The organism is Streptomyces regalis (assembly GCF_001509475.1).
Classification (GTDB): Bacteria; Actinomycetota; Actinomycetes; order Streptomycetales; family Streptomycetaceae; genus Streptomyces; species Streptomyces regalis.
Genome location: NZ_LLZG01000389.1, coordinates 26880 through 39666 on the forward strand (window position 1 = coordinate 26880; position 12787 = coordinate 39666).

Annotated in this window: 7 protein-coding genes and 1 pseudogene; 5 read left to right on the plus strand and 3 right to left on the minus strand. The window is 68.9% G+C overall.

The window, feature by feature from the left end; translation table 11 throughout:
* Positions 1 to 16 precede the first annotated feature (16 nt).
* Both ADL12_RS40490 and ADL12_RS40495 read right to left on the minus strand, forming a co-directional pair.
* Complete coding sequence (locus ADL12_RS40490) at positions 17 to 2704, minus strand: cellulose binding domain-containing protein (protein ID WP_062712818.1); 2688 nt, start codon at positions 2702 to 2704, stop codon at positions 17 to 19.
* A gap of 272 nt (positions 2705 to 2976) precedes the next feature.
* On the minus strand, positions 2977 to 5892 hold the full coding sequence (locus ADL12_RS40495; protein WP_062712820.1) for a glycoside hydrolase family 48 protein: 2916 nt from the start codon (positions 5890 to 5892) through the stop codon (positions 2977 to 2979).
* 251 nt (positions 5893 to 6143) lie between these two features.
* Here ADL12_RS40495 and ADL12_RS40500 point away from each other — a divergent pair, with 251 nt between their 5' ends.
* The 4 genes from ADL12_RS40500 to ADL12_RS40515 all read left to right on the plus strand — a co-directional run bounded on the left by ADL12_RS40500 (position 6144) and on the right by ADL12_RS40515 (position 11714).
* The gene (locus tag ADL12_RS40500) at positions 6144 to 7613 is read left to right on the plus strand and encodes a cellulase family glycosylhydrolase (RefSeq protein ID WP_208614715.1); all 1470 of its coding nucleotides are present in this window, start codon (positions 6144 to 6146) and stop codon (positions 7611 to 7613) included.
* A gap of 46 nt (positions 7614 to 7659) precedes the next feature.
* Positions 7660 to 9378, plus strand: a complete 1719-nt coding sequence (locus tag ADL12_RS40505; RefSeq protein WP_062712822.1) for a glycoside hydrolase family 6 protein — start codon at positions 7660 to 7662, stop codon at positions 9376 to 9378.
* 654 nt (positions 9379 to 10032) lie between these two features.
* Positions 10033 to 10929: a class I SAM-dependent methyltransferase gene (locus tag ADL12_RS40510; RefSeq protein ID WP_062712824.1), complete on the plus strand. Its 897-nt coding sequence runs from the start codon at positions 10033 to 10035 to the stop codon at positions 10927 to 10929.
* An 83-nt stretch (positions 10930 to 11012) separates the two neighbouring features.
* The gene (locus ADL12_RS40515) at positions 11013 to 11714 is read left to right on the plus strand and encodes an SDR family oxidoreductase (RefSeq protein ID WP_062712865.1); all 702 of its coding nucleotides are present in this window, start codon (positions 11013 to 11015) and stop codon (positions 11712 to 11714) included.
* An 82-nt stretch (positions 11715 to 11796) separates the two neighbouring features.
* On the opposite strand, the pseudogene ADL12_RS57350 reads toward ADL12_RS40515, so the two are convergent.
* Positions 11797 to 12017 (minus strand): annotated as a pseudogene (locus ADL12_RS57350) (glycoside hydrolase family 75 protein); the annotation flags it as partial.
* Between the two features lie 91 nt (positions 12018 to 12108).
* Between ADL12_RS57350 and ADL12_RS40520 the strand changes: the two are divergent.
* Positions 12109 to 12720 (plus strand): hypothetical protein, encoded by a 612-nt coding sequence (locus tag ADL12_RS40520; RefSeq protein ID WP_062712826.1) that lies wholly within the window; start codon positions 12109 to 12111, stop codon positions 12718 to 12720.
* Positions 12721 to 12787: the final 67 nt, after the last annotated feature.

Below are 12787 nucleotides of genomic sequence, written 5' to 3' on the forward strand. Positions count from 1 at the left end.
GCGCCCTCCGGCTCGCTCAACTCACCGTGCAGCTCTGGTCACCGAGCTTGAACGCGGTCGGTTTCGCGTTCGTGCCCGACCAGTTCCCCGTGAACCCGAAGCTCACGGACGCACCGGCCGCCACGTTGCCGTTCCAGCCGACGTTCTTCGCGGTCACCGCCGAGCCCGACTGGGTGTAGTCGGCATTCCACACCTGCGTGATCTGCTGCCCGCCCGCGAAGGACCAGCCGAGGGACCAGCCGCTCCAGGCAGTCGAGCCGGTGTTGGACAGCTGCACGTCCGCCTGGAAGCCGCCCGACCACTGGTTGGTGACCTTGTACGTCACCGCGCAGGCGCCGGTCGGCGTCGGGGTGGGGTCGGTTCCGCCACCGCCACCGCCACCGCCGTCCCCGTCCCCGTCTCCGCCACCGGTGTCGGAGGTGTCGCCGTAGACGACGCCCCGGCCGTTCGTCGAGACGTACACCCGGCCGTACACGCGCGGGTCACCCGTGATCGCCGCCCCCGTCCAACCCCACTGGTGGGCGTCGTCGTTGATCCGGGTCCAGGTCGCGCCTTTGTCCGTCGACCGGAAGATGCCGCGGACCCCGCCGATCTTCGCGCTGGTGTACAGCGTCTGGTACGACGCCCCCGTCGCCGCCTTGCCGAAGCCGATCGCGTCGGCCTCCTCGACGTTCGAGAGTTTCGTGAAGCTCGCACCGCCGTCGGTCGAGTGCCACAGCCCGTACGCCCCGTCCGTCGCACCCCCCGCCAGCCACACGTCCCCCTTCACCCCGGGCAGCGCCTTGAAGCGGACGCTGTCACCGCTCGGCAGCCCGGTCGCGGGGGACGCGGTGAAGGTCGCGCCGCCGTCCGTGCTGACGTAGAACTTCCCGGACTTGAAGCCGTAGAAGACCTTCGAGTCGACCCGGTCGGACTCGACGATCGCCCCGGCCGGAATGCCACTGGAGGCCGACCAGGAGTTGCCGAAGCCCGTCGCGTACTGCACGCCGGTCCCGCCGGGGCTCCACACGAACCGGCTGCCGTCGGCCGCCGCGGCCACTGTGCCACCCTCGCTGACACCCGAAGGGTCGGTCCCCGCGAACCAGTTGGCGCCGTTGTCCGTGGAGAACGCGATGTGCGGGCCCGAGTCCAGGTTGCCGACCCGGACGACAGTGTTGGGGTTCGTCTCGGCGAAGTCCAGGCTCGTGGTCGTGGTGAAGTTCGGCTGCGTGAACATCATCGACGGCACCTTGGTGAGGTCCGTGTGCCGGAAGCCGCCGATGTCACCCAGTGCGCTGAGCAGCGGTGCGCCCGAAGGTGGCGAGGCGAGGTCGTTGACCGCCGTCTCCTCCAGGCCCTGCACCATCGGCTTGATGGTGAACTGGCTCCCGCCGTCCCACTTCGTCAGATCCTCGGTGCCGTAGATCGTCGCGCCCGTCCCGTACATCATCCGGTTCGAGTTGAACGGGTCGATCTCCAACGCCTCGGTCATCCAGCCCAGCTTCGGCGTCTGCTCGGGCGGGGAAGGGTTCGCACCCCAGGTCAGCCATGGCGACGACGAGACGTCCATGGTGTAGCGGTTGGCGCGGTTGGGGTACGACGTGTAGTCCCACGCCTTCGTCCAGGTGCCGCCGCTGTCCGTCGACCGGAAGATCTGCGTGTCCGGCCACCAGGAGCTGTACGCCGTCGCCATCACCGTGCCGGGCTTCTGCCGGTCGACGGTCAGGCCGGCGAAGCCGTAGTAGGTGTCGGCCTCGGCGACCGGGCTGATGTTCGTCCAGGTGCCGGTCGCGGTCGCGTACCGCCACAGCTGGCCCTTGCCGCCGTCGTACGGCCCGCCCTTGTCGCTGTAGGCGAGGTAGAGGTAGCCGTCGGTCGCGTCCAGCACACCCTTGTGCGCGAGATAGCCGGTCGGCTGCCCGGCGACCCGCGACCAGGTTGCGCCCGCGTCGGTCGACCGGTACACGGCGTTGTCCTTGTCGGCGACCCCGACGTAGATCGTCTTCGTCGCGTTCCCGGACGTCCCCGTGGACTCGTCGAAGGTGACCCAGACGATGCCCTGGTTGTCACTGGCGTAGCCGCTCGTGTCGCTCGGATCCTGCACGTAGTTACCGACGTTGGGAAAGTTCGCCACCTGCGACCAGCTCACCCCGGAGTCGGTCGAGCGCCACAGCCCCTTGCCGCTGGGCGCGCCCAGATACAGCACGCTGTTCTTGTTCGGGTCGACCGCCAGCCGCTCGCCCATGCCGCGGCCCGGCATGTTGCCGCCCAGCTTGAACGGCAGGTTCGCCTTCTGCCAGCTGGCCCCCCGGTCGGCGGACCGCATGACCGCGCCGTTCTTCGGATCCCAGCTGTTCGTGTACGTCCCGACCGCCGCGTACACCTTGTTCGGGTCGGCCGAGTCGGACGCCAGGCTCACCACGCCCGTGTGCCCCCAGTCGTCCCAGCCGACGGAGTCGAGCAGCGGCGTCCAGGTCTTCGTCGACTCCTGCCAGCGGTAGGCGCCACCGATGTCGGTGCGGGCATAGGCGAGGTTCTTCTCGGTGCGGTTGAAGACGATGCCGGGGACGAAACCGCCGCCGTCGATGCGGGCGTTCTTCCAGGTGTAGGTGTCGGCGGTGATCGACACGTCCTTCGTGGCAGGGGCGGCGAGGGCGGGCGGGGTGCCCGCGAGCAGCCCGGCGGCGAGGGCCAGCGTGGCGGTAAGGATGCGGGTTCTTCGCACGAGGGGTCCTTTCCGGGGTGAGGGAGAGGATGGCAAGCGCTTTCCATCGATCGCGAGAGTTGCCGGGCGACCCCCAGTGCGGGAGGGGGCCGCCCGGCCGGTCGGCCCCGCCGTCAGGTGACGAGGCCACGTACGCGGAACTCTTCAGGCGGTTCCGAGGAAGAAGCGGTGCCTGCAGCGCCCCTTTTCTTGGGGGCGCGGGGAACTGCGCGACCAGCCACAACGGACCCGCAGTCGAAACACGGCCCAACCCGCGGAGCGCCCGGCGGGGACTATTCGAGAAGCTCCGCGTACGAACCCATGGCCAAGGCAATGTCCGCCTGAGCCCAGAACCGGTGATACGTGAACGAAGGCACCGCACCGCCCGCGAGATACGCCTCGATCTTCGACCAGGCCGGATCGTCCTCGTAGAACGACCGGATCGACTCGAAGGTCGACGACGAGCTGATCGCGTCCCCGTTCGGCATGGTCCCGGTCCACCCGCTCGGGATGTAGACCGCGTCGTCGAAGCGGTTGTAGTCGGCGCGGTTCTCCGGGACGGCGATGCCGAGGTCGTCCTGGTAGTTGTCCCACATGCCGTCGAGGAGCGCCTTGGCCGTGGTCGCGGCCTGTGTGTCACCGGAGCGGTCGGCGTAGTACGTCAGGGTCTTGGCGTACGCGGCCGCCACGCCGACGTCGTTGGTGTAGTCGGTGACGGTGACGTGAAGTCCGTTGTTGGCGCCAGGACTTGACGCGTTCCAGGTGTCGGGCTGGCCCGACCACTGGAGTGTCGCCGGGATCCGGAAGGTGCCGTCCGGGTTGACGGTCGTCTCGGACAGCGCCCAGTCGACCCACTTGTCGAGGACGGCCTTCGCGGCCGCGTTCCCCGTCTGCTGGTAGTACTCGGCCACCCGCTCCATCGACCACGCCTGGAAGCCGAACCACTGGTTGGACGGCGGGTCGTGGTAGACGGGCTGCTGGTCGTAGTACATGCCGTAGAAGGTCGACTTGCCCGCCGGCGGTGTCGCGTACCGGCCCGCCCAGCTGTTGGTCGCACCGCCCGCGATCGCGCCCTCGCTGGACTGCAGCCAGCGGTAGAACTCGACCTGCCGCTCAAGGGACTTGGCCCAGTCCGCCTGCCCCGTCGCCGACTTGGGCTTCAGGTCGGCGTAGTTGGACAGAGCGTACGCGGCCATCGGGTTCTGGTAGCCGCCGTGCGCGTGGCTGGAGCCGATGCGCCAGGCCCAGCCCGCCGAGGTGTCGGTGGCACCGCCCCAGGCGTAGTACCAGGACAGCAGGTAGAACGAGGCGTCCTTGCCGGTGCCCGCCGGGCAGGACGAGGCGCCCACACAGTTGCCGACCTTCTTGAAGTACTTGTCGTACATCGCGTAGCGCAGGTAGTCGCCCATCTTCGCGGCCTTGGCCACGGTCGCGGAGATCTGGCTGCCCTTGCCCTGCTCGTCGGCCCACTTGTCGGCCCAGTACGCGGCCTGCACCGCACGGGCGTCGGCGTCCGGGGCGTTGGTGAACTTCCACTGCTTGGCGTAGGAGGCGTCGCCGGTGAACAGGTCCAGATAGCCGTTCCTGCCGCCGTACTTGAACTGGTCGCAGGTGGGCTGCGGCACCGTCTCCCACACCGACTCCTGCGCTCCGCGCTGGAAGGTGTTGATGTACGACGGCCCGGTGTCCGTCGGCCCCGCCTCGCACTTGCCCGGCGAGTTGCCGTAGCCGTAGACGTTGTCGACGTCCTGCAGCCAGTGCATGCCGTAGATGTCGTCCGTGCCGTAGGCGGACTTCAGCTCACCGGCGATGGGGTCCGAGCCGACCGAGACCGACGTGTCGAGCTTCGCCGGGTACTCGTTGGGAGTGTCCAGCTCGGGCGCGTACGTCGCCGGCTTCGAGGCGTTGTAGAAGGAGTTGGTCGGCTGGTCGGCATGGGTCGGGATCATGTACTTCTCCATGATCTCCCAGGCCCCGTTGAACTTCGACCAGTCACCCGAGACCTTGCCGTACATCGCCTGCAGCCAGAGAAGGTAGCTGTAGGCCTCCGACGTGGTCTCGTGACCGTGGTCCGGCGCCTCGACGATCAGCGTCTCGACCGAGTGGTAAGGGATGCCCTCGGGTGAGAAGTAGCCGTTCGCCGGGTTGGTGATCTTGCCGTACAGCTCCAGGAAGCGGGCGTCGTACGCCTTCGTCGCCGCGATCTGGGTCGCCGTCACCGAGGCCTTCGCGTGGCCGGTGGCCGTCGACTCGAAGGTGGCAGCGCCGGTGCCGGAGGCGGCGGCGGTGATGGTCACCTTCTGGGCCGTGTTCCAGTTCGAGGGTGTGAAGGTGAGCGAAGCGCCGTCGGTCACCGACAGGCCCGAGTTGCCGCTCGCGCGTGCGGTGGTGACGGTCACGTCGGACGACGGCTGGGTCGACAGCTTGACGTCGTACGAGGCCGACTTGGCCTGCTGGACCGGGAGTTGGGTCTGAGAGGCCACCACGGCGGGACCCGAGGCGACCGTGATGCCGACCGGCGTGGACTCCGCGGAGGCGCCCAGGCTGTCGTACGCCTTCGCGAGGAGCGAATGACTGCCCACGGTCAAACTTGAGGCCGAGAGCGAGTACGGCGCCGTCGTGTCCGTGCCCAGCAGTGTGGTGTTGTCGTAGAACTCGACCTTGCTGATCGTCGCGCTGTCCGCGGCCGCGGCGGTGGCCGCGAGCGGGACGGCGTCGCCCTGGGAGTAGACGGCGCCCGCCGCCGGGCTGGTCAGCACGGTGATGGGGGGTTGGTGGGCGCCGGTGCAGCTGGTGCCGTTGATCGCGAAGTCCGTGGGGGCGGCGTTGCTGCCGCTGTAGGTGAACTGCGCGCCGGTGGTGACCGCGGCTCCTGCGGCGATCCGGCCGTTGTAGCCGGCGTCCTTCACCGTGACCGACTGGCCGGACTGGGACCAGGTGCCGTTCCAGCCGTTGCTGAGCTTCTGGTTGCCCGCGTAGCCGTACGTCAGGGTCCAGCCGTCGATGACGTCCGTGCCGCGGTTGGTGATCGTCAGATCCGCGGTGAAGCCGGAACCCCAGTCATTGGTCTTGTAGTCGACACTGCACTGAACTGTCGCTGCCTGAGCGGGTGTCGAACCCGTGCTCAGCATCGTCAAGGGAAGCGCCATGGCCGCGACGACGGCCGTCCACAACCGCCGTACGGTTCTGCGTCTGCGTGGGGGATGCACGTGCTGGTTCCTCCTTGCGGCTCGGAGAAGTCAAGGCTTGAACCAGTGGGAGCGCTCCCATAGTGGGGATGGGGGTGCAAGGGGTCAAGATGCTTGAAGAGTCGAAAAGATTCGACGGATTTAGTTGAGGGAAAGTCAGCAACTCCTCTGTCCTTTACTGTCACTTGGCGCTAGCTTCATCGACACCAGTGGGAGCGATTCCATCAGTCGACGCGTCCGTCACGACGCGCCTGATCTGCAAGGAGTCGCTCATGCGACACCCCCCGCGTTCAGTACTTTTAGCCGTCGCCGCCGTGGTCGCCCTCATCGGGGCCGTGACGGTGCCGGTGGTCACGGCGCAGGGAGCCACGCCCGCGTGCACGGTGGAGTACTCCGTCACCAGTCAGTGGGACAGCGGCTTCCAGGGTGCCGTGGCGATCACCAACAACACGGCCGCTGTGAGCAGTTGGAGTCTGACTTTCGACCTCGCGGGCGGCCAGAAGGTCACCCAGGGCTGGAACGCCAAGTGGTCCCAGTCCGGTACGACGGTGACCGCGACCAACGAGAGCTGGAACGCCGCGCTCGGCACCGGCGCGAGCGTCAGTGCCGGGTTCATCGCGTCCGGGTCGGGGAGCGATGCCGTACCGACGGCGTTCAAGCTCAACGGCACCACCTGCAATGTCGACCCCGAACCGTCGCCGACCGATCCGACGGGCCCTGGCGACGGCACGGTGCCGGCCTTGCACGCCTCCGGGAACAAGCTCGTGGACGCCGACGGCACGACCCGTCGTCTGCTCGGCGTCAATCGTTCCGGCGGCGAGTTCATGTGCGTCCAGGGCCGCGGCATCTTCGACGGGCCGGTCGACGACGCCGCCGCCAAGGCGATCGCCGACTGGAACGTCAACACGGTCCGCATTCCGCTGAACGAGGAGTGCTGGCTGGGCCTGTCCAACATCAAGCCCGAGTACGGCGGCGCGAACTACATAGCCGCCGTCAAGGACCTGGTGGCCAGGGTGAAGGCGCACGGCATGACGCCGATGCTCGAACTCCACTGGACCTGGGGCCAGTACACCGGCAACTCGGCGGGCTGCTCCGACGTGCACGCCGGCTGCCAGAAGCCGATGCCCGACATGCAGTACACGCCCGCGTTCTGGGCGTCGGTCGCCGGCACCTTCAAGGACGACCCGACCGTCGTCTTCGACCTGTTCAACGAGCCCTACCCGGACCGCGCGACGTCCACGACCACCCAGGCGTGGCAGTGCTGGCGCGACGGGGGCACCTGTCCCGGCATCGGGTACGAGGTGGCCGGCATGCAGGACCTCGTCGACGCCGTACGGGACACCGGCGCCGACAACCTGATCCTGCTCGGCGGGCTCGCCTACTCGAACGACCTGAGCCAGTGGCTGACGTACAAGCCCACCGACCCCGCGGGCAATCTCGCCGCGGCATGGCACGTCTACAACTTCAACACCTGCGCGAACGAGAGCTGCTGGAACTCCACGCTCGCCCCCGTCGCGGCCCAAGTGCCGCTGGTGGCCGGGGAGATCGGGGAGAACACCTGCGCGCACTCCTTCATCGACCAGGTCATGAAGTGGTTCGACGACCGCGGCCTGTCCTACCTGGGCTGGACCTGGAACACCTGGAACTGCTCCTCCGGTCCGTCCCTGATCTCCCACTACGACGGAACCCCCACGTCGTACGGCATCGGGCTGCGTGATCATCTGCGCGCCCTCGACGGATAACTCCCCCTGAACGGACAACCCCCTGACGGAGAAGGAACCCGCACTCATGAGTCGTACCAGAACAGCGATGCTCGCCGCCCTGGCACTGGTCGCCGGGGCCTCGGGGACCGCGCTCGCCGCGACCGTCCCCGCGGACGTCGGCACGGCAGCCGTCCCCTGCACCGTCGACTACACGGTGCAGAACCAGTGGGACACCGGCTTCACCGCCGCAGTGACGGTCACCAACAGCGGCGCCGCCAAGTCCAACTGGTCGGTGAAGTGGTCGTACGCCGGAAACCAGAAGGTCACCAGCGGCTGGAACGCGAAGATCAGCCAGAGCGGCGCGGCCGTCACCGCCACCAACGAGACCTACAACGGGACACTGTCGACCGGCGGTTCGGTCAGCTTCGGATTCCAGGGCACCTACAGCGGCACCAACGCCATCCCGGCCACCTTCACCCTCGACGGTGTGACCTGCAACGTCGACGGCGGCGGCGGACCCACGGACCCGCCCGACCCCGACCCCACCGGCCCGAAGGTCGACAACCCCTACTCCGGTGCCAAGGTGTACGTGAACCCGGAGTGGTCCGCGAAGGCCGCCGCCGAGCCGGGCGGCAGCCGGATCGCGGGCCAGCCGACCGGTGTCTGGCTCGACCGGATCGCCGCCATCAACGGCGTCAACGGCGGCATGGGCCTGCGCGACCACCTCGACGAGGCCCTCACCCAGAAGGGCTCCGGCGAGCTCGTCGTCCAGCTGGTGATCTACAACCTGCCGGGACGTGACTGCTCCGCCCTCGCCTCCAACGGCGAAATCGGCCCGACGGAGATCGACAAGTACAAGACGCAGTACATCGACCCGATCGCTGCGATCCTCGCCGACTCCAAGTACGCCTCGCTGCGGATCGCCACCACGGTCGAGCTCGACTCCCTGCCGAACCTCGTCACCAACGTCACGCCGCGGCCCACCGCCACGCCGAACTGCGACACGATGAAGGCCAACGGCAACTACACCAAGGGCGTCGGCTACGCGCTCAACAAACTCGGTGACGTCCCGAACGTCTACAACTACGTGGACGCCGGGCACCACGGCTGGCTCGGCTGGGACGACAACTTCTCGGCCACCGTCCAGACGATCAAGCAGGCCGCGACCGCCGAGGGCGCCACCGTGGACGACGTGGCCGGCTTCATCACCAACACGGCCAACTACAGTGCGCTGAAGGAGCAGTACTACACCATCAACGACTCCGTGAACGGCAAGTCAGTGCGCGAGTCGAAGTGGGTGGACTGGAACCGGTACGTCGACGAGCTCTCCTACGCCCAGGCCTTCCGCCAGGAGGCCGTGAACCAGGGCTTCCCCTCGGGCGTCGGCATGCTGATCGACACCTCCCGCAACGGCTGGGGCGGCACCGCCCGGCCGACCGCTCCCGGCGCCATGACCGACGTGGACACCTACGTCAACGGCGGCCGTATCGACCGCCGCATCCACGTCGGCAACTGGTGCAACCAGTCCGGCGCCGGCCTCGGCGAGCGCCCGCAGGCCAACCCGGCGGCCGGGATCGACGCGTACGTCTGGGTGAAGCCGCCGGGTGAGTCCGACGGGTCCAGCAGCGCCATCCCGAACGACGAGGGCAAGGGCTTCGACCGGATGTGCGACCCGACGTACACGGGGAACCCGCGCAACGGGAACAACATGTCCGGTGCTCTGCCGAACTCCCCGCTGTCGGGGCACTGGTTCTCGGCCCAGTTCCAGCAGCTGATGCAGAACGCGTACCCGCCGTTGTCGTGACGCGGTGAATCCGCGGTCCGCCGGGGTCAGCTCTCTCGGGACAGGCCCCGGCGGATCGCGAACTCCGCCGCCGAGCAGTCACCGCCGGCCGGCTCCAGCTCGTAGGGCGGTGTAGCTCGATCGTGTGATGGTCGGCTCGCAGGCTTGCGGCGTGCTGGTGTTAGCCGAAGTCGCGTTGCCGTGCGATCTGGACGCCGCACGCGGCGTCAGCGTCGGGGCCCTTGCTCCACCGGAGCGATGGATCAGGGCCTCTCCGTCGCCTCTGGCCGCTACCACGCCAGGCCGCGAGGGACTCCGCCCGCCCGGCTCGGACCACGGACGTCGCGGGGAGCGGCACGTGACGTACGCGCTGGGCGGTGCCGGGACCTCGGCCAGCCGTGAGGTGCAGTCGGGCCCGGACACCCCTTCTCGTCGATGGCAACGGGGAGTTGGCGGCGGCCGCGAACGGCCCCTGCGCCACACCGGCCACCCAGACCACCGGACTTCTTCCAGGTGCCGGGGTCATCTCGTCGTCCGTCGGGCCAACGTGGGTGATCGGTCATGCGGGTCGCATCCCATCTTTTTGCCGTCGTTTTTGCCGTTACGGCAATGACAGTGGCCCCGCGACGGTGCGTCGGCGCACGCTGGCCCCATCCGAAGGAGAGGCTGACGAGCATGGCGCACCACCACCACGGAGACCACCAGGCCGGTCACCATCACCACGATCACACCGATATCGACTGGAACGAGATGGCCCCGCTGCTGGAGGCCCAGGCGGAGCTGTTCACGCCCCTGTACGAGCACGCCATGGCCTGGCTGGCCAAGCGGCAGACCGAGCCCGGGCTGGTCGTGGACGTGGGCAGCGGGCCCGGCGTCGTCGCTTGTCTGCTCGCCGACACCTTCCCCGGCGCCCGGATCGTCGCCGTCGACGGATCCGCACCGCTGCTCGAGCGGGCCCGGGCGCGGGCCGAGCGACGGGGCGTCGCCGACCGCTTCGGCACCCTCGCCGGTGAACTCCCGGACATCCTCGACGACTTGGACTACCCCGCCGATCTGCTCTGGGCCGGCCGCAGCCTGCACCACCTCGGCGACCAGCGCGCCGCCCTCGCCGCGTTCGCCGCCCGCCTCACACACGGCGGCACCCTGGCCCTCCAGGAGGGCGGCCTGCCGGCCCGGTTCCTGCCCCGCGACCTCGGCTTCGGGCGGCCCGGACTGCAGGCCCGTCTCGACGCGCTGGAGGAGGAGTGGTTCGCCGCGATGCGGGCGGACCTGCCCGGCTCCGTCGCCGAGACCGAGGACTGGCCTGCGCTGCTCACTGCCGCCGGCCTCAGGCCCACCGGCACCCGCACCTTCCTCCTCGACCTGCCCGCCCCGACCACGGACCGGGCCCGCGCCTACGTCGTCGCCTCCCTGACCCGCACCCGCGAGGGCCTCGGGGACCACCTCGACGCCGATGACCGCGCGACCCTCGACCGGCTCCTCGACCCGGACGACAAGGCGAGCGTGTACCACCGGCCGGATGTGTTCGTCCTCGCGGCGCAGACGGTGTACACGGCAGCTCGGACGAAGTGAGCCTTGACTTCGAGAACTCTCCAAGTGATGGAATCCCCGTCGTCCGAACGAAACGCAGGGGGATCACCATGACCGGCTCAACCGTGACCGACTCTCCGGTCGCACTCATCACCGGCGGCGGCAGCGGCATCGGCGCCGCGGTCGCGCGACAGCTGCTGGACGCCGGGTACCGGGTCACCGTCACCGGCCGCGGCGAGGCGCGGCTGCGGGGCTTCGCCGAGGAACTCGGGGATCCGGAGGGCCTGTTGACGATCGTCGGGAACGCAGCCGAGTACGGCGATGTACAGGCGGCCGTCGACACGACGCTCAAGGCGTTCGGCCGACTCGACACAGTCGTCGCCAACGCCGGCTTCGCCACCCACGACTCGGTCGCCGAGGGCGACCCGTCCGGCTGGAGCGAGATGGTGCTGACCAACGTCCTCGGCCCGGCCCTGCTCATCCGGGCCTCCATTGATGCCCTCAAGGAGACCCGCGGCCGGATCGTCCTCGTCGGCAGCGTCGCCGGGTTCGTGCCCGGGCCGGGCAACATCTACGGGGCGACGAAGTGGGCGGTGACCGGGCTCGCCGAGAACACCCGGCGGCAGGTGACCGATTGGGGCGTCGGCGTGACCCACATCGCGCCCGGCCGCGTCGAGACACCGTTCTGGGACAGCTACGGCAGCCTGCCGCCGGGGCATCTGCTGACCGCCGGCCAGATCGCCGACTCGGTGGTGTGGGCCATCCGGCAGCCCGAGGGCGTCGACATCAACACCGTCGTCGTACGGCCGATCGGACAGCCCAACTGACGTACCGCTGCTGTCAGTTGCCGAGCTTCACTCGTTCCCGCCTCACTCGTTCCGGCCTCAGTTGTCCCGGATGAAGTCCTCCGCCAATTGTCGCCGGGTCGGGGTCGATGCCGAGTGTCTCGGCGGTGGCGTAGGAGGCCTCGCTGATGATCCCCTCAGGGCCGGTGTCGCCGACGGCGGCGGCCACGCCGCTGCCCTCGATGCCGGCCGCTGAGTGTCGGAGTGCAGCGGCAGGCCGTCGGCCTGCCTGAAGACGGCGCCGTTCTTGCCGCACACGGGGACGGTGGGCGAGGTCTCCTCGTCCTGACCTGCGCTGATTGCGGCGTCATGACCCCAGTAGAAGACTGGACATGCCGAAGATTTCGGATGTGGTCCCGGAATTCCGGGAGGTGTCATGTTCGTACGTGCCATCTACACGACCGGCGATCCCGCGAAGATCGACACGGCCATCAGGGCGATGAACTCGGAGGGGCGGGACTTGTTGGAAGACCGGCCGGGATACCGCGGAGCAAGTGTCTTCGTGGACCGGGCGCTCGGGAAACTGCTCGCGGCGAGTTGGTGGGCGTCGGAGGAGGGCCGGCGCAACAGCGACGAGGTGTTGCGCGAGCGGCGGATGGCCATGCTGGAGCCGTTCGCGGGAACACTGGCGGTCTTCAACTACGAGGCGCTGGTCTTCCATCAGGTCCGGCAGCCGCAGGCGGGCGGCGGGCTGCGGCTCACCAGGCTGGAGTTCGACCCCATGGACACCGATCTGCTGGCCGACACGTTCCGGGCGACGGTGGTGCCCAAGCTGGACACCCTCGCGGGGCTGGCCCGTGTGTCGCTGCTGGTCGACCGGGAGCGGGGGCGCGGCATGGTCGGAGCGGTCTTCGTCGACCAGGCGTCCCTGGCGGCGTCCCGCGCAGGCCAGGCGGCAGCCCGGCATGAAGGCGCGGCCAAGGCGCATGTGACCGTGACCGGGCTGGAGGAGTTCGAGGTCGTCTTCACCGATGTGCGCGGCGACTGACGCGCCTTGTACACGTCCGCCCGCCGCTCACAAGGCTGAGCGGCGGGCGGACGGTCGTGGCGAAGCC

Coding starts and splice junctions, on each gene's coding strand:
- ADL12_RS40510 (WP_062712824.1), top strand. CDS start 10,033: ATGGCGCACCACCACCACGGAGACCACCAGGCCGGTCACCATCACCAC.
- ADL12_RS40500 (WP_208614715.1), top strand. CDS start 6,144: ATGCGACACCCCCCGCGTTCAGTACTTTTAGCCGTCGCCGCCGTGGTC.
- ADL12_RS40520 (WP_062712826.1), top strand. CDS start 12,109: ATGTTCGTACGTGCCATCTACACGACCGGCGATCCCGCGAAGATCGAC.
- ADL12_RS40505 (WP_062712822.1), top strand. CDS start 7,660: ATGAGTCGTACCAGAACAGCGATGCTCGCCGCCCTGGCACTGGTCGCC.